Here is a 20,165-nt window from a genome sequence, read left to right as displayed (position 1 = left end):
CACCGGTCAGGCCCCGGATACCTTCCGGGGCCTGATAACCAAACCGACCCTTTGCCCGACCGGCACATGGCGGTTCGGAAACACAATCGCCTCCGCGCGGTCGCCGACCCGGTACGAGGTGTTGTCGTCTTCCCAGATCACTGTGCCGGGGTGGTATTCGGTAAAATTCGACGCATCGTCCGGCACATGAAACCGGAACCCGTCTCCCGTATTCAGCACCTCGTGAACCACCTCAAACACCGTCAACCGATCGAGATCCGAGGATGAGGCAGGGGCTGACTCGCCGGCAAACCGCCGCCGCAGCGCCTCCCGGATACCGGAAAACCGGCCAAGGTCATTCTCACCAAACGGCCGCACCTTTCCCAGCTCAATTGTAAAGCTCTCCGCCCCGAGCTCCGATGACGTAAACGACGAAAACGTGGTGCCAGCCTTGTGCTGAAGCAGCAGCGTTTCCACATCCGCTTCCAGCAAAAAACGGCACTGACTGGCGGGCACCTCGCGCCCTTCAACAAACGGATAAAGCGCAAACTTCTCACGGCGGGAGGGGCGAATCGCCGTATGCAGGTCGTAATGACTCAACGCCAACCCCGAGTGCCGGGCTGCAAAGTCCCGGCAGAGCTCCTCAAGCTCCCCGGCCCGACCAGCCTCCGGAAACTCTCTATACTCTGGCCTGGAATGGGCGCCGGCAAAGAGCCGGTTCATGTTTACATCCAGAAACCGCTCCCCGGCCACCATCGCCGGAGGATTGCCGAGGATCAGAAGCAGCGGGCAGGTAATCACCAGGTCGCCCTGAAGGATATCTGAAACGAGCTCGTTCAGAACTTCGATGGGTGCCGTTTCATTGCCATGGACACCGGCGGAAATGATAAGGGCTTCGTGGTTTGTGTTAGGGCGAGATGAGGGGGGCGTCAGCTCCAGAATGCCGACATCCTGCCGGACCACCTCTGTGTCGTCCACCAGCGGGATTGTGGTAGTTGGGATATTCGAATCACTGTGGTTGAGCGTATGAGCCAGCCAGTCGATGGACGATCCAAAAAGTTCAGAGGAAGTATCCATGTCATCGTCCCCGAGTAGTGTCAGAAGGTCAGCGGGTTCATTGCCTTCCGGGAATGTTGAAGGCCAAGGATGGCCGAAAACAAGCGCACATGGATGTGCTCGTAGCGGTTCCCGGAAGGCAATGAACCCGCTGGCCCGGCACCAAAGCCAAAAGGGGAACAAAGAGCCTAGTTCTGAATAGGCCTCTGATGCCGCAAAAGATGACTCTCCAGTTTGCGAAAGGCAAACACGAGAATAAACGTCAGCACCAGATAACAACATGCCACAAAGATAAACGCATCAAACGGCGCATAAAACCGCGAGTAAATGTTCCGCGCCGCCCCGGTAAGATCCACAATCGTCACCACGCTGGCAATCGCACTCGAATGCAGCATGAAAATAACCTCATTGGAGTACGCCTGCACCGCCCGCCGCGCCGCACTCGGAAGCACAATCCGACGAGTGCGCAGCCACCAGTTCATACCATAGGCCTTGGCCGCCTCAATTTCCCCGTTCGGGGTGGAGACAATCGCGCCTCGAATGATCTCCGTTGTATAGGCGCAGGTATTCAGAGCAAAGGCCAGAAGGGCAGGGTAGAACGGCTCCCTGAAAATCTCCCACCAGAAAGTTTCCTGAATACCGGGTATCTGGGCAATGCCGTAATAAATGATATAGAGCTGGATCAGCAGCGGTGTACCCCGGAACAGATAGGTGTACAGCCAGACCGGACCGGAGACAAAGGGGTTTTTAACCGTGCGCAGAATCGCCAGCGGAATTGCGCACACCAGACCGATGACCAGGGAAAGAAACACCAGGTGAACCGTCGTGACCAGACCGTCCCAGTATTCCATGATGGTCATGGCGGTAAAAATGTCGTTCTGGTTCAGCCATTGGGCGATAAAATCAGGCATCACTTATCCCCCGTGAACCACGCCAACATTGGCGCGTTTGTCGAGCCATTTGATAAACAGCTCCGAGCCCGCGGTCAGGGCAAGATAGACCGCTGCAACCGGGATGAAGAAATGGAATGGCATCCGCTCTGCCTTGGCAGCCTCCTCGGCAACCCGGACCATATCCGTCAGACCGATGATGGAGACCAGCGCCGTGGTCTTCAGCAGCACTTGCCAGTTGTTGCCTATGCCCGGAAGCGCGTGCCGGAGCATCTGCGGGAAAATGATTCGACGGAAGGTGTGCCAGCGGGTAAAACCGTAGGCCTTGGCCGCTTCCACCTGTCCGGTTTCAACCGCCAGAAAGGCGCCTCTGAAGGTTTCCGTCATATACGCGCCGAAAATCAGTCCAATCGTCACCACGCCGGAGATGAAGGGATCGAACTGGAAGAAAAAGTCGATCTCGTAGGCTTCCCAGAGGTAGTCAGAGAGATTATTCACCGCAACTTGCCCGCCATAGTAGAAAAGCAGCATCATCACCAGGTCGGGGATGCCACGCACGACGGTGGTGTAACCTGTCGCAATACCTTTTGCCAGCCGATTGCCTGACAGCTTTGAGGATGCGCCAATCAGCCCGAGGGCCAGCGACAGGGCAAGAGATAGGAAGGCCAGTTCGATGGTGATGACGGCACCGTCAAGCAGGCTCGGGCCGTAGCCTTTCAGATCGAGCATGGATAATTCCGGTCAGCAGGGGTGGCCGACGAGGCCACCCCGACAGGTTTTACATCTTGACGTCGTAGGTGAAGTATTTCTGCATGATGGCATCGTAAGTGCCGTCATTCTTCAGCTTCTTCAGCGTCGCATTCACCTTGCCAGCCAGGTCCTTGTCACGCTTGCGCATGGCAACGCCGACACCTTCGCCCAGCTTGACCGGCTCACCGACTTCCTTGAAGCCGTCTTTGGACAGCACGGTCTGCTCGCCTACCGGGTAGTCGACGAATACAACGTCCAGGCGCTGGCCTTCCAGGTCCAGAACCATGTCATCGGCGGTGGTGTAGCGCTTGATGGTCACGATGCCGCCCATGTTTTCGGTCACGAAGGTGTCCATGGTGGTACCGCGCTGGACACCCACAGTCTTGCCTTTCATGGCATCCATGTCGGTGACGTCAGTGTTGAAAGCGTCGGGTCCGAACCAGCCGCCAGGCGTGTTGTAGTAAGGTTCAGAGAACAGGACTCGCTCGGCGCGCTCAGGGGTGATGGACATGGAAGACATGATGGCGTCGAACTTGCGTGCCAGCAGGCCGGGAATCATGCCGTCCCATGCCTGAATAACGAACTCGCAATCGGCTTTCATTTCTTCGCACATGGCTTCCGCCAGTTCCACTTCGAAGCCGGTCAGTTCGCCGTTTTCATCTTTGTACTCAAATGGCTCGTAGGGTACGTCGAAGGCAATGCGGATTTCTTTCCAGTCTTTGGCCTGGACGGTACCTGCCGCCATGGCGAGGGCGCAGCTTGCTGCAACGATCAGTTTTTTCATGTGTCACTTCTCCAGTTGTTGCCTTTTGGGCTTATTTTTCTGACGTTTTCATGTCAACTTGGATTCAAGATAGCACCGGGTATCAAAACTTTGGAGCCAGGAACTGTTTCATGCGTTCAGACTCGGGATTGTCGAATACCTTATCCGGTGTACCCTGTTCCTCGATCACGCCCTGATGCAAAAACAGGACCTGAGTTGACACATCCCTTGCAAATGCCATCTCGTGAGTGACCACGATCATGGTTCGGCCTTCCTCTGCCAGACTTTGCATAACCTTGAGAACTTCGCCTACCAGCTCGGGATCCAGTGCCGACGTAGGTTCGTCGAACAGCATGACTTCCGGTTCCATTGCCAGCGCCCGGGCTATGGCAGCTCTCTGCTGCTGGCCACCGGACATCTGGGCGGGGTAGTAATCCTTTCGTTCGTAGATACCGACTTTCTGGAGGTAGGCCTCGGCGCGCTCTATGGCTTCCTTTTTGGGGACCTTGAGCACGTGGACGGGTGCTTCAATGATGTTTTCCAGCACCGTCATGTGTGACCACAAATTGAAGCCCTGAAAGACCATCGACAACTTGGCGCGGATTAACTCCACTTGCCGATTGTCTGCGGGAACTCGTTCGCCTTTGCGATTTTCTTTGAACCGTATTGGGTCGCCGTGCACGATAATGTCGCCGGAGGTTGGCGTTTCCAACAGGTTGATACAGCGCAGAAACGTGCTTTTGCCGGAACCTGAGCTGCCAATCAGGGAGACGACATCTCCCTTTCGGGTTTCCAGGGAGATGCCCTTGAGCACTTCCAGTTTATTAAAGGTTTTATGTATATCCCTGCAGATCAAGGGTGCTTGGTCCGCCATGGGTGGCTCCTGGACTGTCATTCAAAGGCGCATGTTTTACGTACTGTGGAACAGGAAATCAATACCTATTAATGAGGGTTTTGAAGCGAATCCCGTGCCGGGATTTCCCCCGGGACAGGCATCCGGATCACCTTGCTGCCCTGTTTTTCCATATCCCTCATGGCTTCGCTCACAAATCGAACGTGGGCCGTGGCCACTTTCTGAGCGATCGCCGGTTTCCCCTCCATGACGGCATCATAGAGTTGTCTATGCTGGCGAACGATCTTTTTACGCATCTCCTCCCGGGGGTTGAGGTTGGCCACGGAGGCCTGGACCGTCATCAGCATCATATTTTTTAGGCTGTTGAGTACATGCACCAGAACGGGATTGTGCGAGGCCTCGACAATAGCCAGATGAAAGCCGTGATCAGGACGGGCGTTGCTGAGTGGGTCGGTATCTTCCAGGGCCTTGAAAGCCTTGGTAATCCGGTGCCGATCCAGGCTGGTTGCTCGTTGCGCGGCCAGGAAAGCGGCCTGCCCTTCCAGCTGTTCCCGGACCTCAAGGAGATCGTAAAGGGTTCGGGGATGCCCTTCGAACAGATGCATCAGAGGGCTGTGGTCACTGGTGTTGTCCGGTTGCGGCACCATGCTGGCAACGAACGAACCTTTGCCGTGGCGGGTTTCGATCACTCCGCGACCCTGAAGCTCGTGAAGGGCTTCGCGTATGACCGCGCGCGACACGCCTAGCCGAGCTGCCAACTGCCGCTCGGAGGGGATTTTCTGTTCGGGCGCGAGGCCGCCATCAAGAATCAGCCGTTCGAGCCGGTATGAGATTTCCTGGGAAATTGCCATTCAGTTGCCTGTCTCTAGCTACTGGTCTGACCAGTCGTTGTTTTGATTTTACCTGATTGATCCATCAACTGAAGTGCTCCTGAGCCCCGTAAATATGGCTGATTCCGTCGTGTTCGTCCATTTTTTGTAAATTAAAAACTGGTCTGACCAGTGTTCCGTTATCTGGACTATTTTGGAATTCGTGACGAATATCTTTCAGATGCCGGCGGGCGCAAACCGCTTAGCCGTCACCTAACGAACGTTGCTTAAGACTCTGACTTAAAAAAATAACGTGAACGGAGATAGAGTTGATGAATTCCAACAAGAACATCCGTAATCATTGTGAGGCTGCCGACACGCCGCCTCGTCGCAGCTTTTTGAAAACCGCCGCTGTGGGAGCTGCATTTGCTGGCGCCATGCTGATGGGAGCGGGGCAGGCTCAGGCAGCGACTACCTGGAAAATCCAGTCTGTCTGGGATGCCGGCACCGTCGGCTATGACCTGTTCGAGGAATGGTGCGAGAGCATCAAAGAAAAGTCCGGTGGTGAACTGGTATTCAAACCCTACCCGGCCAAAGCGGTGGCCGCAGACAACAACGCGTTGTTTGATGCGGTGCGCAATGGCGTTCTGCAAGGCATGAACCCGTTCACCCTGTATTGGTCCGGTAAGATCCCGGCATCCGTATTCCTGTCGTCCTACCCGGCTGGCCCGGATCAGCCCCACCAGTGGGACACCATGTTCTATTCCCTGGGAATGCTGGAAAAGACCCGTGAAATCTACAAGAAGTACGGCCTGTTCTATGTAGGTCCAATTCAGCACGATGCGAACATCATCCACTCGAAGAAGCCGGTCAACAGTCTTGAAGATCTCAAGGGCATGAAGATCCGTGTTCCGGGCGGCATGGTGGCTGAAGTGTTCCAGCAGTTCGGCGTATCCACCGTCAGTCTGCCGGGCTCCGATATCTTCCCTGCGCTCGAGAAGGGCACCATCGATGCAGCGGACTATGTAGGCCCCGCGGTGAACTACGAACTGGGCTTCTCTCAGGTGACCGACTACATCATCTTTGGGCCTCCGGGCGTTATGTCCATCTACCAGCCGGTGGATCTGATGGACCTGACCGTCAACCTGCGAGCCTGGAATGCCCTGGATCCGAAACTGCAGCAACTGGTCGAAGACGAAGTGCGGATTTACTCACAGAAGCACTACCTGACCATCCAGAAGCGCAACATCGAAGCCATGGAAAAGTTCAAGGCTGATGGAGACACGGTCACCCGGCTGAGCCAGGAAGATCTCCGTGAGTTCCGTCGTGCGGCGATTCCCATCTGGTACAACTGGGCGAACAAGAACGAGGATGCCAAAGAGATCTTCGACATGCAGCTCAAGTACATGATGAACGATACCGTCGGTTACATCACCGAGGAAGACCTCGAGGCTGCCAAGAAGCAGATGTAATCCAGCTGATTCAACAATAACGATAATGCGGGGAAGGGCAGGGAATGCCGGGGCTTCAGGTCCAGGGCATTCTCTCCCTTCCCCGCGCTGTGATTGAGGTGATGACAGTATGTCGGATCTGAGTAATTTCGGCTTTGTTCTTCCCCACTGGTTCTACTGGGGATGGCTGGCCATTATGCCGCTGATCATGATGGCATGGGACCGCTGGTCCAGCAGCCGGGGCGTCCAGGCCATGGACAAGAATGCTCTGGCCAACGAGAAGCTTCAGGAAATTGAAGCGGAAATGTCGAAGACCATCGAAGGCGACTACGAGAACTGGTTTACCCGGATCATCGACTGGATCAGTGACAAGTCTGGTCTGTTTATCTCGTTCTGGACCGTGAATGCGGTTGTCTTCTATTTCTTTGAAGTGGTGATGCGCTACATCTTCAACATGCCCACCATCTGGGTACACGAGGCGAGCTTCCTGCTGTTCGGCATGCAGTATTTGCTGGCGGGTGCCTTTGCCATGTTGCACGGTGCCCATGTGCGTGTGGACGTGATCTACAACCTCCTGCCGGAGCGTGGCCGGATCGGCATGGATATTTTCACCTCCATGTTCTTCTTCATGTTCTCGCTGGCGTTGATTATTACCTCCTGGACCTTCTTTCAGAACTCCTACTCAATGGATGAACGCACCGTTGAGACCTGGGGCATCCAGTACTGGCCGGTGAAGGCCATGATGCTTCTGGGAGCAGTTCTGATTACGTTGGCGGGCCTGTCCAAGCTGATCAAGGACATCGCCCTGTTCATCAAGTTTGGCCGGGAGCAGAAAGCATGAGTTCCACCACTGTAAACACTCCGAATTCCGGCGGACTCGCGGGCAAGCTTGGTACCTGGCTGATGATTCTGGCCACGGTGGCGCTGGCCTTCGTGATGTTTGTCGAGATCGTCAATATTCTCTTCTACGATCCGTTCAGCGACGAGAAATTTCTGTTCAAACTGGCCGGCAGCCTTTCCGGAGTCTCCATCGGACCCTTGACCTATCTGATGTTCGGCTCTCTGCTGGTGGCCCTGATGATGGGGCTTCCACTGGCCTTTGTGACCGGTGGTCTTGGTGTCGCGTTTATCTATCTGGTCGGCGACTCCCTGATGCTGAACATCATTCCCAGCCGAATCTTCCCGATGATGACCAACTCGGATCTGGCCGCCATCCCGCTGTTCATCTTCATGGCGTCGATGCTTGAACGCGCGGGCCTGATCGAAGAGATGTTCAACGTGGTCTACAAGTGGATGGGCGGTGTTGGTGGTGGTCTTGCCATCGCGACCATCGTGGCATCCACCATCCTGGCGGCGATGGTCGGTGTTATTGGCGCCGCCGTGGTTACCATGGGCATTATTGCATTGCCTGCCATGCTCAAACGCGGCTACGACCACAAGATCGCCCTGGGATCGATCATGGCCGGTGGTACTCTCGGTATCCTGATTCCACCATCGATTCTGGCCATCCTTTATGCCGTGGTGGCACAGCAGTCGGTGGGTGAGCTGTACCTGGGGTCGGTGATCCCCGGCGTGCTGCTGTCCAGTCTGTATGTGTTCTATGTCTGGATCCGTGCCAAGCTGAATCCTAAGCTCGGTCCTCCGATTCCCGAGGAGGAGCGCATTGGCTTTGTCGATAAGCTCCTGATGCTAAAGGACCTGATCGCGCCGCTGATTCTGGTGTTCCTCGTACTTGGTCTGTTGTTCGGTGGTATCGCCACGCCGGTTGAGGCTGCGGGTATCGGTTCCTTCGGTGCCATTCTGGTGGCGATGAAGCACAAGGTATTCACCATCGCCACGCTGCGCGATGCCTCGGTGACCACTGCGAAAGCGTCGGCCATGGTTCTGTGGATTATGTTTGGGGCTTCGGTGTTTGTCGGTTTCTACATTCTGCAGGGTGGCCAGGACTTTATCACCGAGTCCATCCTGGGAACCGGTCTGCCAGCCTACGGCATCCTCTTCCTGCTGATGGTGCTGCTGGTGATTCTGGGTATGTTCCTGGATTGGGTCGGCATTCTGCTGCTGGCCGTGCCGATCTTCATCCCCATTGTTGAGGCTCTCGAGTTCCCTGGTGTCTTTGGTATGCCGGGAGTTCAGGGCGATGACGTGGTGCTGTGGTTCGGTGTTCTGTACCTCGTAAACATGCAGATGTCCTTCCTGAGTCCGCCGTTCGGTTATGCGTTGTTCTATATCCGCGGTGTGTGCCCTCCGGAAATCACCATGGGGACTATTTTCAAGTCTTCGCTGGTGTTCCTGGCGATCCAGGCTCTGGGCGTATTCCTCTGCATCGTATTCCCGGCCATTACCACATGGCTGCCAAGTCTTGTTTATAGCTGATACCCAAGGAGTAACATGACATGTTGACGATCAACCGGCTTGACCTCTCTGAGGCTCGAATCCTGATTGAGGGAGCCGCCGAGAAAGCTCGCGAGATTGGTGTGCCGATGTGCATCGCGGTGGTTGACGAGTCTGGTAACCTGATCGCGTTCGAGCGTATGGACGGTGGCAAAATTACCAGTGTGACCATTGCTCAGGACAAAGCGTTCACGGCGGCGGCCGCCAAAAAGGCCACTCATGACTACAACAAGGTCAATACGCCGGGTAGCCTGGCTTTCGGTATTCATACCGAGGTGGGTGGCCGCGTGAGCTCGGTGGGTGGCGGCTTGCCGGTGATCGTCAATGGTGAGGTTGTGGGCGGTATCGGGCTGAGTTCCGGTACTCCGCAACAGGATATGGATTGTGCCCAGGCTGGCCTCGATCATTTCGAAGCCCAACGCCAGTAATTATCAGAGAATGCTATGACTACCAAGCCAAAAGCTACCAAAGCGCAGTTGGCGGAGCAGTTCCGGACGTTTATTGATCCGGACTACGTCATCACCGATGACGAAACCCTGAAGCCGTACGAGTGTGATGGCCTCGCGATGTATCGCGAAATGCCCATGCTGGTGGTGTTGCCGGAAACCGTGGATCAGGTGCAGCGGGTCATGCGCATCTGCCATGAGAATGATGTGCCGGTGGTTGCCCGCGGTGCGGGGACCGGACTCTGTGCCGGCGCGATGCCGCACAAGGAAGGGGTGGTGCTCTCGCTGGCGAAGTTCGACCGGATTATCAACATTGATCCCATTGGTCGAACGGCCAGGCTCCAGCCCGGTGTTCGCAACCTGGCCATCAGTGAGGAGGCGGCCCAGTACGGCCTCTACTATGGTCCGGACCCCTCATCCCAGATTGCCTGCACCATCGGCGGTAACGTGGCTGAGAATTCAGGTGGTGTGCACTGTCTCAAGTACGGTCTGACCGTCCACAACATTCTGAGTGTCGAAATGGTCACCGCAGACGGTGAGCTGATCAACATCGGCAGCGACGGCCTCGATAGCTGTGGCATGGACCTGCTGGCATTGATCACCGGCTCCGAAGGCCTGCTGGGTGTGGTGACCGAAGTGAAGGTCAAGCTGTTGCCGACGCCGGAGGTGGCCCAGGTCATCATGGCCGGCTTCGACAGTGTCGAGAAGGGCGGCGATGCCGTGGGCGGCATCATCTCCCACGGCATTATTCCGGGCGGCCTGGAAATGATGGACGGCCACGCGATTGTTGCCGCCGATGATTTTGCCCAGGCGGGTTACCCGCGCGACGCCAAGGCGTTGCTGCTGTGTGAAGTCGACGGCACCGAGGAAGAAGTGCATGAGCACATAGCGGAGGCCGAGGAAGTCTTCCGCAAACTGGGGGCGACGTCGATTCGAACGTCCCAGAGTGAAGAGGAGCGGGCCCTGCTGTGGAAAGGACGGAAGTCCGCCTTCCCTGCCGTAGGCCGGATTTCCCCGGATTACTACTGTATGGATGGCACCATTCCCCGTCGCTACCTGGCCCATGTACTGCTGGAAATGGAAAAAATGTCCGATGAATTCGGGCTGCGGGTAGCAAACGTGTTCCACGCCGGCGACGGAAATCTGCATCCGCTGATCCTTTTCGATGCAAACGTCCCGGGCGAGTTCGAGACCACCGAGGCCTTCGGCAGCAAGATTCTCGAGTTGTGTGTGGAAGTGGGAGGCTGTATCACCGGTGAGCACGGCGTGGGCGTGGAGAAAATCCGCCAGATGGCTGTGCAGTTCAATGACGAAGAGCTCCAGCAGTTCCATGACGTCAAAGCCGCGTTTGATCCGACCGGTATGCTGAATCCGGGCAAGGGGGTGCCGACCCTCAAATTCTGTCAGGAATACCGTTCCATTGAGCACAAGCAACACAAGCACGAACAGACGGATGGCGCACATGGCTGATCTGACCCAGCAACTTCAGGAGCAGGTGCTCCAGGCCCGCAGTAACGGGCAGAAACTCAATATCGTTGGCGGTGGCACCAAATCGTTTATGGGGCGCGCCGCCGAGGCTGATGCGGGTACGCTCAGCCTGGCTGAGCACACCGGTATTGTTGAGTACCACCCGGTAGAACTCGTACTCACGGTACGCGCCGGTACGTCACTCAAAGAGATCGAGGAGGCGCTGGACGCAGAAGGGCAGTGTCTGCATTTCGAACCGCCGCACTTCGGCGAGGCCTCGACTATCGGCGGCACGCTGGCCTGCAACCTTTCTGGACCCGCGCGCCCCTGGACCGGTTCGGTCCGGGATCAGGTGCTGGGGGTGAGGCTGTTAAATGGCAAAGGCGAACACATGCGTTTCGGCGGCCAGGTCATGAAGAATGTGGCCGGATACGACGTATCACGTCTCCAGGCCGGAGCTATGGGTACCCTGGGCGCGATCACTGAAATCAGCATGAAAGTCATGCCGAAGCCTGCGGCCAGTGCGACTCTGGTTCAGGAAATGGGTATGGACGAGGTCATCGAATACATGAACCGTCGTGCCGGTGAGTCCAAGCCGATTACCGGTGCCTGCTGGGTGGACGGCAAGGTGTATCTGCGCTTGTCTGGAGCCCGCTCGGCGGTGGAAGCCACGGCTGAAAAATGGTCCGGCGACGTGATGGAAGGTGGCGACGAGTTCTGGCGCAGCGTGCAGGACATGCAGCATGAGTTCTTTGCCGGAAACGATGTGCCCCTCTGGCGTTTTTCCGTCGACTCAACGGCACCCACGCCCGATGTGGAAGGTCGTTGGTTTATCGACTGGATCGGTTCTCAGCGTTGGTTCCGTGGTGCGGTTAACCTGTCGGATCTTGAGCCTCTGGCCAAAACCGCTGGCGGACAGGTCAGCCAGTTCCGTGGCGGCGATCGTACCGGTGAGGTTCTGCACCGTCAGCCTGAGGCTCTCAAGGCTATCCAGCGTCGTGTGAAAAGCTCGTTTGACCCCGACGGTATTTTCAATCCGGGCCGTCTCTATAGTTGGTTGTAATTATGCAAACGAATCTGGTTCAACAATTTGCCAATACCCCTGAGGGGCAGGAGGCAGAATCCATCCTTCGGGCGTGTGTCCATTGTGGGTTCTGCACTGCGACCTGTCCGACCTACCAGGAACTGAACGACGAGCGGGATGGTCCTCGCGGTCGAATCTACCTGATGAAAATGTTTCTCGAAGGCGAGGAAGTCACCGAGAAAACCCGGGAGCATCTGGATCGCTGCCTGACCTGCCGTAGTTGTGAAACCACCTGCCCGTCGGGTGTGAAATACGGCCGTCTGGTGGACATCAGTCGTGAGCTGATCGAACGTGAAGTGCCCCGGGAACCGAAAGACAAATGGATGCGCTGGGCGCTGGCCCGGGTGCTGCCGAACCGTCAGTTGTTTGGCCTGCTGCTTGGTCTCGGGCAGCTGTTCCGCCCGGTATTGCCGGGCAAGCTCCGCACCAAGGTGCCACCGAAGAAGCACGCCAGCCCCTGGCCTGCGGCCAGTCACAACCGCATCGTACTGGCGCTGGCGGGTTGTGTTCAGCCTTCGGCAACGCCGAACACCAACGCGGCTGCGGCACGAGTGCTGGACAAGCTGGGAATCACCATGGTCGAGGCCCCGGAAGCCGGATGCTGTGGTGCGGTGAACTATCACCTGTCCGAGCACGAGAAAGGCCTGGAGCGGATGCGCCAGAACATCGATGCCTGGTGGCCTGCTGTTGAAGCGGGTGCCGAAGCCATCATCATGACCGCGTCCGGTTGCGGTGCCATGGTGCAGGATTACGGCCATCTGCTGAAAGATGATCCGGTTTATGCCGAGAAGGCGCGGAAGGTCAGTGAGCTCTGCACCGACATCGGCGCGTACCTGCTTAAACAGGACCTTGAAAAGCTCAAGCTGAACCAGAGTCCGGGCAAAGTGGCCTTCCACTGTCCGTGCACACTGCAGCATGCCATGAAGCAGAGTGGCGTGGTTGAGCAGGTGCTCACCAAGGCGGGCATCAATCTGGCGCAAACCAAAGACAAGCACCTGTGCTGTGGGTCTGCCGGAACCTACTCGGTACTGCAGCCGGAACTGAGCCAGAAGTTGTTGAATAACAAGCTGGAGGCTTTGACCATTGATCAGCCAGATCGCATTGTAACCGCGAACATCGGTTGCCAGATGCATCTGGAGACCAAAGCGTCAGTCCCGGTTCAGCACTGGATTGAATTGCTCGACCAGTAATTGCTGGATCATGACGAAAGAAAAAGCCAGAGACCGACAGTCTCTGGCTTTTTTATTGGGTCAGTGAAGCTCCCGGCGGGCTGCCGCCTGAGCCGCCGGCGAACGGGCAAGGTACGCCAGAGCCTGCTCGGTATTGCCTTCATCAATCGGGTGAAACCCCGGGGCAATCCAGCGCAAGGTTGCTTCTAGCAGAAAGGTAAAGGTGGGTACGTTGTTGGTTGCCCGTCCGGTGCGTTGCAACTGCTTCAGCACCGCCGGCAGGTATTTGCGTCCCATTTTTCGAACATCGGCATTCGGGTCCTGGCGCATCAGAGTGCGACCGCCCTCGGCAATGAAGTAGACTATCAGCGGAAACACCATCGCCATCAGCGCCTGCCTCGAGACATAGAACCCCAGCTGTGTCTGACACAAATGGTCGAACAGATCGAATGCCACCGTTCGATGCTCCACCTCTTCGGCAAGGTGCCATTTGAACAGGTCCACCATCGCCGGATCTCCGTTGGCTTCCCAGCTGGTGTTATCCATTGCCCACTGGCCAAGCACCCCGGTGAAATGTTCGATCGCAGCGATCAAGCCGACTCGTAGAACGAGCCACGGCTTTTCCAGAGGCTTGCGTTGCAGCGCAGCCAGTCCCAACGGTTGTTCACCAAGGAGAGACTTGAATAGCCATTCGACCCTTTCAAGGTATTCATCCAGCTCCAGGTCATGTGCTTTCAGGTAGACCTGGGCCCTGCTGTGCGCGCGGGAGTGAATGGCTTCCTGACGGATGAAGCCTTCCACATCCGCCCTGAGATCATCGTCCGTGATCAGGGGCAGGGCTTTGTTGTAGACCCGGCAAAACCAGAGTTCGCCCTCCGGCAGGAGCATGTGGATGCCGTTGATAACGTGGGTTGAAAACGGGTCATCCTTCAGCCAGTGCAGTGGCGTTTGCTGGAAATCAAATTCTACCCTGCGGGCTTTCAGTTGATGGCGTTGAGTGTCGGTCATGTCGATGGTTTCCCTCGCTTACGGGGTAATATCCAACCGCGCGATCATGCGCGATACGCTCGGGGCAAAGCGGCTTACAAACCGTGTCGCGAGCGCCTCTGGCCCCACCAGACTGATGGCGGGATTGCTAAGCACTGACTGGCAGATGCGCTCGGCGACGTCCTCCGGGGTGAAGGTGGCGTGACGCTGGTACAGGCTGTCTGCCTTGTCTCTCTTTTCCGCCTGCTCTTCCTCGCTCAGGCCGGCATAAACCGTATTCTGGGCAATGCCGGTAGCCACAAAACCGGGGCACACCGAGGTAACACCGATATCATATTCCGCAAGCTCGGCCCGCAGACATTCGGTCAGCATGTGCACTGCGGCTTTGCTGGTTGAATAGGCCGCGAGTTTCCGGTTGGGACCAAAGGCTGCAGCGGACGCGACATTGACGATGTGTCCGGCGCAATGGGCATCGACCATCTGCTGACCGAACAGACGGCTACCATGGATCACGCCCCAGAGATTGACCTTTAGGATGCGGTCCCAGTCTTTCGTTGTGGTGTCCAGCACGCCGCCGGCCATGCCGATGCCGGCGTTGTTGACAACGATATCGGCGCACCCCAGTTCCTTCTCGACCCATTTCGCCAGCTTTTGCATCGCGGCGGCTGAGCCGACATCGACTTTCCTGCTCCAGGCGTTCGCGCCCGATTCACGGACCTTCTCCGCGGTTTCTTCGGCGGCTTGTTCGTTGATGTCGACGCAAACGAGATCTGCGCCTATTTCTGCCAGTCGCAGGGCCGTGGCTCTGCCTATACCAGACCCGGCACCTGTTATTACGGCGGTCTTGCCGGTGAGGGGGAGTCCGAGACGCTCGGGCCTTACCCTGGCGTGTTGAAGGGCTGGGGGCATGGTTCCGGTTTCAACGCCGGCAATGAATTCGCCCAGCCATTGAGCGATCCGGTCGGGGTGGCTGAGAGGGACCCAATGGTTCGCGTTCAGGTCGCGGCGATAGAGCTCCGGGACCCACTCATGCAGACCGTCGAACAGATGGGTGCCGACATAGTTGTCTCTCGTCGGCACAATCAACTGGACTGGGCAATGGGCGGGACGTGGCTCGGGGCGGAGCAGCTTGGTGCGGAAATTTGCACGGTACAGTTGCACGCCATTGCGGCCATCCTTTTCCTGGGTCGGATTGGGCCCTGGTTCCGACACCTGTTCCCGGCGCCTGAGATAGTGGGGCCATAGTTTGTCCAGACCTCCCTGCCAGGCAGCGGGCGCCAGAATGGGCAAGTGGAAGAAGCCGATGTACCAGGAGCTGAACAGCTGCTTGAGTAATTCGGTCTTGGCAGCCGGTGACAGGTTCAGTGTTTTGTTACGTACCCAATAGCCCATATGGTCCAGGCAGGGCCCGGAAATGGTTGTATAGGACAGGATACGCTTCTGCAGAGGGCCTGATGTAACAGACTCCCAACTTTGAATGGAGCCCCAGTCATGGCCGGCCAGGTGGAACGGCCGATTGGGAATGACCGAGTCGACAACCGCCCGGAGATCGTCAGAGAGAATCGACATACGGTAGTCTGACTGATGCTCTGGTACGCTCGATTCCCCAGCGCCCCGCACATCGTAGGTGATGACAAAGTGCTTGCTGGCCAGCCGCGTGGCTACCGGCTGCCATACGCTGTGGTTATCGGGATAACCGTGAACCAATACGATGGGCACCTTGCGCGCATCGCCATAGGTGACCACGTTCAGCGATATATCACCGTTGTTCACCTGAAAATTACTTTGCATAGGGGCTCCATGATTGTCGTGACCATCGTTGATCAGACTATCAGCGGAGAGCGTTGGGGGTGTTGGCGTAAAGGGTCGGGGTCGTGGCTTTTGGGGACAAGGTCAAAACCCCGTGCCGCCGGATTCAGCTATACTGCGTTGCTCAGCAATGAAACCACAGGGAGTGGATGATGATGCCAAGGATTCTGGCCGCTATTGTTTTGACCGTTTTCAGCTCCGGCACGGCACTTGCCGGCGTCTATACCTGGATTGACGAGAAGGGTGTCGCCCATTTCTCCGATCACCCGCCTTCGAAGATGGAGCATGAAAGAATCACGGTACGACCCGTGGCGACGGTTCCCATGTCCGAGAATCTGGATCAAGGCGAGCGCGTTTCCCGGATACGGGATGAGGTCCAGGAGGCGCTGTCTAAGCCGGAGCGCCCGGTAAAATCCCGCGGCAGATCGCGAGCCAGAGCGGAGGCAAAGCGGAAAAAAGCCTGCGCTGCCTACCGCGACAAACTGGACGTCATTCAGGCCCAGCTCAGAAACGGGTACAGCAACGACAAGGGCAATTCACTCCGTCAGCGGCGCCGGGCGGTGAGCAAGAAGTTGAGTCGGGAGTGCATTCTGGGTTGAACGGTGAGCCGCTTAGCGTCATTCAGAGAGCTAAGCGGCTTCCGAGGTCACGACTCCGGGAAACTGGTCCAGCCGTCGAGCCAGCTGCTACCGGAAACGGGGCTGACGGCGCCCACGAAATTGGCAGATTCGTCGAAGAACTCGCTTTGTTGAGGGCGGGTTGCGTTCATCTGACGTAGCTGGATGCGGGGCATAAAGTTGGGGTTTATCAGGTCCTTGGCGTTCGGAAACAAGGCGGTATCCACCCGGAATACGTTGTTGTTAGCCGCCGACTCCATCCAGTTCTGTTCATCGAAACCGAAGTCGTCATTGCTGTCCCGGTCTTCCCGGGTGACTTGCCCCAGGTGTCCAAGGTTGGCCATGAGGTTATGACTGAACGTCAACAGATTCCGGTTAACCAGCGAGAGTGCTTCGTCACGGGTGTCCAGTGCCTCGATGCCGTAGCTGTCGATCAGCATGTTATGGAAGTGGCCGCCAGAGCCTTCGCGAATAACCATCCCGCGGTGCCTTTTCTGGGCATTTCCGGCTCCGACCAGCGTGACGTTGTAGAACGTGGGTTCCGAGCGGGGTGAGGCTTCGTGGTTGCTGCCATTGTTGTCGCCTTCGAAGGCATTATCTCCGGCATCGGGGTGTTGCTGGATCACGGCGAACTGGACTCGTCCGCTCCAGCCCCAGTCCCAGTCGATACTGTCATCACCGGCACCGGAGATAACAATGTTCTGGAGATCCACATTGCCGCCGAACATTTCGATGCCATCGTCCAGCGAGCGATGAACCTGTAAATTGCGGATGATGGTGTTTTTGCCGCATCCGCCGAGCGTGAGGCCGTTGAGTTCGTTGTCCTTGTAGACCTCGAAACCGGCAAACTCGATTCGGGTGTACTCGATCACGCCGCAGGAATCGTCAGTATCGCTTCCTCCAAAGCGACCGCGGGTTTCGCCCGGGGGCAGGCCTTCGATGGCGGCTTCCGGCTCGTTTACAGGTGCGTGGCCCAGCATCACCACGCCACCCCAATCGCCGCGGGAACGATTTCCTTCACTGAGGGCGCTGGTAAATACAACCGGTTTGTCGGCCTTGCCGCGGGCAAACAGCCTCGCGTTCTGGGTAATCACCAGCGCGGAGCCATTCTCTCCCTCTACCGTGACTCCCGGCTCGATGGTCAGGTTGGCATTCTCGACGTAAACGGTGTCTTCGAGAATGTAACGCTTGCCGCTTTCCCAGGTCGTATCGTGGGTAATATCGGCGTCGATACGGACGGCACGATTTTCGAACGCGGTAAAGCCGACCGCGATGGATGCGATAGCCAGTGACGGGATCAGTATCAGGCTGTTCCGGCGCAGCCAGCCTGATTGTTTGTCTGGTTCGTCTGTGCTCGCAGACAGCCGGCTGGTATTGCTCTGGGCCATCAGGGGGGCGCCATTGTCGTTTGCCTGGATTTCCCTGGCGAGTGCTTTCAGTTCTTCCGTGCCGTTCTGCTCAACGCGGCGTAATACATCTGCCCGATAACCGGGTTCTCGCAGAAGCGTGTTCAGGTGAACGAATTCAACGCCCGGACAGGCGCCTTTGTCGATGCGACGCTTCAGTCGCCACAGTTTTTCAACCAGCAGGGAGGAATCTCCAGACATGGGGTACAGCTCTCCTTGTGAATGGGAGGCCGAGGCTACGCCAAGACTATGACCGAATTGTGAAAGGTATTGATCTGTATGATGTTTCACATAACTGAAACATTTCATTGGTTGAATGCGTGCCGAAGAGATCGATCGCTCTTTCACAAGGCTGCCGAGGGGGCAGGCCTTGTGCCACTCAGGATGAGTCCTTGTCGCTGTTGTCGCCGCGCCAGCGGTTTGTTTGATTGGGGGCTGAATTGTCCATATTGATGAAATCTGTTCAGGAGCACTATATTCGCATGCTTCTTGGCATCGACAGTGAGCCACGTACTGTGGTGGACTGAGTCGTTTACTGTTTTGGAGTCAGGTATTGATGAGGACCATAGCTTTCTACAGCCCAAAGGGTGGAGTAGGGAAAACCGCCGCCGCTGTGAATATCGCGTATCTGGCGAGCCAGCATCGCCACAAAACCCTGCTCTGGGACCTGGACCCCCAGGGAGCTGCGAGCTTTTATCTGTCGGGGGCCGAGACAGTCAAAGGCAAAAAACTGTCCAAACTTCTTGAGGGCAAAGCACCTATAGCCCGCTATATCCACGAAGATGTCTACCCGGACCTCGATTTTATTCCCGCACACAGCAGCTTCCGGAATTTTGACATTCGTCTTGAACAGGAAGAGGGCGGTAACACCATTCGACAGATGCTGGCGCCATTGTCGGAGGACACCAGCCTGGTGATTCTTGACTGCCCTCCTACTCTGTCACGTTTGACCGAACAGGTGCTGGACATGGTCGACCAGGTTTATGTGCCCGTGGTTCCAACCTGGCTCTCCCTAAACAGCTGGAACCAGTTACGGGATTTCATGAAGGACAAGAAGCTCGGTGCCAAGAAATTGCGCCCGTTTTTTTCGCTGGTAGACCGCCGCAAAAACCTGCACAAGGATCTCGTTGAGCGGGGAGAAGATGTCTTGGTAAATGCCATGGGAGTATCTATTCCCTATGCGAGCGTCGTCGAGCGTATGGGAGAAGAGGGTAGGCCATTGGAGCTTCTGGATCCCAGAAGCCCGGCGGCAGAGGCTTATCGCCAGATGTGGCTGGAGGTCGCAAAAGACCTGCGTTTTGTCAGGCGTTAGATTGACCGGATCCCAGGAAGTGCTGGTTCAGCTGGCCTTCCAGTTCCCGGTTGAAATGCTCGGCTGATTTCATGTGATCGTGCATGAGCTGTCGGGCCTCATCCGCGTTACCCGCCCGGAAAGCCTCAAGTAGACGCTTGTGATAGTCGTGGTTGGAGCACGAGAATTCCCGTTGTTCCGGCAAGGCCGATTTCTTGAAGATCACCAGGTCACGAATCATGTCGTTGAGGAAACGCCCGATAAACGACAGGAGGGCGTTGTTGCAGCGTTGAGCCAGAACAACGTGAAACTCCAGCTCCGCAATGCGCTGGTCGATGCGCTCTTCAAACGTTTCTGGATCGCTCTCGCAACGGTTTACCAGCGATTCCAGCAGCGTCAGATCCTCTTCATTCAGCCTGGGGGTAGCCAGTGCCGCAATCTCCGGTTCGACGAGGGTGCGTAATGCATAAACGTCTGGTCCGGATGGCTGCTCAAAGTGCAGATAGTTACGCAGCAACTCACTCGCCTTCTCGAATGCCACCCTCTCCAGAACAGCGCCTCCATTGGGGCCCGTCCTGATCGATACCAGACCCTGAACTTCCAGCGATTTCAGCGCTTCCCGGACGGTACCTTTGGAGCACTCGAACTGATCCATCAGCTCCCGCTCATTGGGGAGCCGGTCTCCCGGCTGCATCCGATTGACGGCGATCCAGCGTTTGACAGATTCAACAATCTGGTCGGAACGTTTTACTCGCTTCGGAATTCTAAGGTTGGTGTCTGTCATTTTGGGGCCGTTTCCAATCGATGTCGCATTCTGCCACACACGCATTTTTTTTACGACTTGGTTGAATCATTATATTTATTAGTATAAATAGTATAGTCAGATTTGGCGTGACAACAAACCAGAGTCAATTCCAGCCACAGACATTCATTCGAGGAGAAGA

Annotated in this window: 19 protein-coding genes; 9 read left to right on the top strand and 10 right to left on the bottom strand. The window is 56.6% G+C overall.

Going from position 1 to position 20,165, the window contains the following annotated elements:
- Positions 1 to 6: 6 nt before the first annotated feature.
- The 6 genes from astE to D777_RS11570 form a co-directional block, all read right to left on the bottom strand.
- A complete protein-coding gene (gene astE, locus D777_RS11595) occupies positions 7 to 1,056 on the bottom strand; it encodes a succinylglutamate desuccinylase (RefSeq protein WP_036132314.1) in 1,050 nt (349 codons plus the stop codon).
- 167 nt (positions 1,057 to 1,223) lie between these two features.
- Positions 1,224 to 1,946 carry an ABC transporter permease gene (locus tag D777_RS11590; protein WP_036132312.1) on the bottom strand — a complete coding sequence of 241 codons (723 nt, stop codon included), beginning with the start codon at positions 1,944 to 1,946 and terminating at the stop codon, positions 1,224 to 1,226.
- Positions 1,947 to 1,949: 3 nt separating this feature from the next.
- On the bottom strand, positions 1,950 to 2,654 hold the full coding sequence (locus D777_RS11585; protein ID WP_036132311.1) for an ABC transporter permease: 705 nt from the start codon (positions 2,652 to 2,654) through the stop codon (positions 1,950 to 1,952).
- 49 nt (positions 2,655 to 2,703) lie between these two features.
- The gene (locus tag D777_RS11580) at positions 2,704 to 3,459 is read right to left on the bottom strand and encodes a transporter substrate-binding domain-containing protein (RefSeq protein WP_036132310.1); all 756 of its coding nucleotides are present in this window, start codon (positions 3,457 to 3,459) and stop codon (positions 2,704 to 2,706) included.
- A gap of 82 nt (positions 3,460 to 3,541) precedes the next feature.
- Positions 3,542 to 4,312: an ABC transporter ATP-binding protein gene (locus D777_RS11575; RefSeq protein WP_036132309.1), complete on the bottom strand. Its 771-nt coding sequence runs from the start codon at positions 4,310 to 4,312 to the stop codon at positions 3,542 to 3,544.
- 68 nt (positions 4,313 to 4,380) lie between these two features.
- Positions 4,381 to 5,142 (bottom strand): FCD domain-containing protein, encoded by a 762-nt coding sequence (locus D777_RS11570; RefSeq protein ID WP_036132308.1) that lies wholly within the window; start codon positions 5,140 to 5,142, stop codon positions 4,381 to 4,383.
- A gap of 290 nt (positions 5,143 to 5,432) precedes the next feature.
- Between D777_RS11570 and dctP the strand changes: the two genes are divergently transcribed.
- The 7 genes from dctP to glcF all read left to right on the top strand — a co-directional run bounded on the left by dctP (position 5,433) and on the right by glcF (position 13,132).
- On the top strand, positions 5,433 to 6,572 hold the full coding sequence (gene dctP / locus D777_RS11565; protein WP_051669076.1) for a TRAP transporter substrate-binding protein DctP: 1,140 nt from the start codon (positions 5,433 to 5,435) through the stop codon (positions 6,570 to 6,572).
- Positions 6,573 to 6,681: 109 nt separating this feature from the next.
- Positions 6,682 to 7,392: a TRAP transporter small permease subunit gene (locus D777_RS11560; RefSeq protein WP_036132306.1), complete on the top strand. Its 711-nt coding sequence runs from the start codon at positions 6,682 to 6,684 to the stop codon at positions 7,390 to 7,392.
- Positions 7,389 to 8,927, top strand: a complete 1,539-nt coding sequence (locus D777_RS11555) for a TRAP transporter large permease (protein WP_036132304.1) — start codon at positions 7,389 to 7,391, stop codon at positions 8,925 to 8,927. Before D777_RS11560 ends, D777_RS11555 begins: the two co-directional genes overlap by 4 nt.
- 20 nt (positions 8,928 to 8,947) lie before the next feature.
- Positions 8,948 to 9,373, top strand: a complete 426-nt coding sequence (locus D777_RS11550) for a GlcG/HbpS family heme-binding protein (protein ID WP_036132302.1) — start codon at positions 8,948 to 8,950, stop codon at positions 9,371 to 9,373.
- Between the two features lie 15 nt (positions 9,374 to 9,388).
- Positions 9,389 to 10,861 carry an FAD-linked oxidase C-terminal domain-containing protein gene (locus D777_RS11545; protein ID WP_036132301.1) on the top strand — a complete coding sequence of 491 codons (1,473 nt, stop codon included), beginning with the start codon at positions 9,389 to 9,391 and terminating at the stop codon, positions 10,859 to 10,861.
- Complete coding sequence (glcE, locus tag D777_RS11540; RefSeq protein WP_036132299.1) at positions 10,854 to 11,921, top strand: glycolate oxidase subunit GlcE; 1,068 nt, start codon at positions 10,854 to 10,856, stop codon at positions 11,919 to 11,921. Before D777_RS11545 ends, glcE begins: the two co-directional genes overlap by 8 nt.
- Before the next feature lie 2 nt (positions 11,922 to 11,923).
- Positions 11,924 to 13,132 carry a glycolate oxidase subunit GlcF gene (gene glcF / locus D777_RS11535; RefSeq protein WP_036132296.1) on the top strand — a complete coding sequence of 403 codons (1,209 nt, stop codon included), beginning with the start codon at positions 11,924 to 11,926 and terminating at the stop codon, positions 13,130 to 13,132.
- 60 nt (positions 13,133 to 13,192) lie between these two features.
- On the opposite strand, the gene D777_RS11530 is transcribed toward glcF, so the two are convergent.
- Together D777_RS11530 and D777_RS11525 are read right to left on the bottom strand one after the other, a co-directional pair.
- Positions 13,193 to 14,119 (bottom strand): metal-dependent hydrolase, encoded by a 927-nt coding sequence (locus tag D777_RS11530; protein ID WP_036132294.1) that lies wholly within the window; start codon positions 14,117 to 14,119, stop codon positions 13,193 to 13,195.
- Positions 14,120 to 14,137: 18 nt separating this feature from the next.
- Complete coding sequence (locus D777_RS11525; RefSeq protein ID WP_036132291.1) at positions 14,138 to 15,889, bottom strand: SDR family oxidoreductase; 1,752 nt, start codon at positions 15,887 to 15,889, stop codon at positions 14,138 to 14,140.
- A gap of 170 nt (positions 15,890 to 16,059) precedes the next feature.
- Between D777_RS11525 and D777_RS11520 the strand changes: the two genes are divergently transcribed.
- A complete protein-coding gene (locus D777_RS11520; RefSeq protein ID WP_227501751.1) occupies positions 16,060 to 16,506 on the top strand; it encodes a DUF4124 domain-containing protein in 447 nt (148 codons plus the stop codon).
- Between the two features lie 47 nt (positions 16,507 to 16,553).
- Here D777_RS11520 and D777_RS11515 read toward each other — a convergent pair whose 3' ends face one another.
- On the bottom strand, positions 16,554 to 18,131 hold the full coding sequence (locus D777_RS11515) for a hypothetical protein (RefSeq protein ID WP_036132288.1): 1,578 nt from the start codon (positions 18,129 to 18,131) through the stop codon (positions 16,554 to 16,556).
- Between the two features lie 355 nt (positions 18,132 to 18,486).
- Here D777_RS11515 and D777_RS11510 point away from each other — a divergent pair, with 355 nt between their 5' ends.
- Positions 18,487 to 19,242: a ParA family protein gene (locus D777_RS11510; RefSeq protein WP_036132285.1), complete on the top strand. Its 756-nt coding sequence runs from the start codon at positions 18,487 to 18,489 to the stop codon at positions 19,240 to 19,242.
- On the opposite strand, the gene D777_RS11505 is transcribed toward D777_RS11510, so the two are convergent.
- The gene (locus tag D777_RS11505) at positions 19,232 to 20,005 is read right to left on the bottom strand and encodes a FadR/GntR family transcriptional regulator (RefSeq protein ID WP_036133018.1); all 774 of its coding nucleotides are present in this window, start codon (positions 20,003 to 20,005) and stop codon (positions 19,232 to 19,234) included. The two genes, D777_RS11510 and D777_RS11505, sit on opposite strands and share 11 nt — an antisense overlap.
- Positions 20,006 to 20,165 lie beyond the last annotated feature (160 nt).

Source organism: Marinobacter nitratireducens (assembly GCF_000708045.1).
In the GTDB taxonomy this organism is placed as follows: Bacteria; Pseudomonadota; Gammaproteobacteria; order Pseudomonadales; family Oleiphilaceae; genus Marinobacter; species Marinobacter nitratireducens.
Note: the sequence above shows the minus strand (reverse complement) of the source record. Positions and strands in the feature narration are given on the sequence as shown.

Excerpts from the sequence above, each read along its gene's own strand:
- glcE (WP_036132299.1), top strand. The coding sequence starts at position 10,854 with ATGGCTGATCTGACCCAGCAACTTCAGGAGCAGGTGCTCCAGGCCCGC.
- glcF (WP_036132296.1), top strand. The coding sequence starts at position 11,924 with ATGCAAACGAATCTGGTTCAACAATTTGCCAATACCCCTGAGGGGCAG.
- D777_RS11530 (WP_036132294.1), bottom strand. The coding sequence starts at position 14,119 with ATGACCGACACTCAACGCCATCAACTGAAAGCCCGCAGGGTAGAATTT.
- D777_RS11510 (WP_036132285.1), top strand. The coding sequence starts at position 18,487 with ATGAGGACCATAGCTTTCTACAGCCCAAAGGGTGGAGTAGGGAAAACC.
- D777_RS11575 (WP_036132309.1), bottom strand. The coding sequence starts at position 4,312 with ATGGCGGACCAAGCACCCTTGATCTGCAGGGATATACATAAAACCTTT.
- D777_RS11515 (WP_036132288.1), bottom strand. The coding sequence starts at position 18,131 with ATGTCTGGAGATTCCTCCCTGCTGGTTGAAAAACTGTGGCGACTGAAG.
- D777_RS11555 (WP_036132304.1), top strand. The coding sequence starts at position 7,389 with ATGAGTTCCACCACTGTAAACACTCCGAATTCCGGCGGACTCGCGGGC.
- D777_RS11545 (WP_036132301.1), top strand. The coding sequence starts at position 9,389 with ATGACTACCAAGCCAAAAGCTACCAAAGCGCAGTTGGCGGAGCAGTTC.
- D777_RS11560 (WP_036132306.1), top strand. The coding sequence starts at position 6,682 with ATGTCGGATCTGAGTAATTTCGGCTTTGTTCTTCCCCACTGGTTCTAC.
- D777_RS11525 (WP_036132291.1), bottom strand. The coding sequence starts at position 15,889 with ATGCAAAGTAATTTTCAGGTGAACAACGGTGATATATCGCTGAACGTG.
- D777_RS11570 (WP_036132308.1), bottom strand. The coding sequence starts at position 5,142 with ATGGCAATTTCCCAGGAAATCTCATACCGGCTCGAACGGCTGATTCTT.
- astE (WP_036132314.1), bottom strand. The coding sequence starts at position 1,056 with ATGGATACTTCCTCTGAACTTTTTGGATCGTCCATCGACTGGCTGGCT.
- D777_RS11590 (WP_036132312.1), bottom strand. The coding sequence starts at position 1,946 with ATGCCTGATTTTATCGCCCAATGGCTGAACCAGAACGACATTTTTACC.
- D777_RS11505 (WP_036133018.1), bottom strand. The coding sequence starts at position 20,005 with ATGACAGACACCAACCTTAGAATTCCGAAGCGAGTAAAACGTTCCGAC.
- D777_RS11550 (WP_036132302.1), top strand. The coding sequence starts at position 8,948 with ATGTTGACGATCAACCGGCTTGACCTCTCTGAGGCTCGAATCCTGATT.
- dctP (WP_051669076.1), top strand. The coding sequence starts at position 5,433 with ATGAATTCCAACAAGAACATCCGTAATCATTGTGAGGCTGCCGACACG.
- D777_RS11520 (WP_227501751.1), top strand. The coding sequence starts at position 16,060 with ATGATGCCAAGGATTCTGGCCGCTATTGTTTTGACCGTTTTCAGCTCC.
- D777_RS11580 (WP_036132310.1), bottom strand. The coding sequence starts at position 3,459 with ATGAAAAAACTGATCGTTGCAGCAAGCTGCGCCCTCGCCATGGCGGCA.
- D777_RS11585 (WP_036132311.1), bottom strand. The coding sequence starts at position 2,654 with ATGCTCGATCTGAAAGGCTACGGCCCGAGCCTGCTTGACGGTGCCGTC.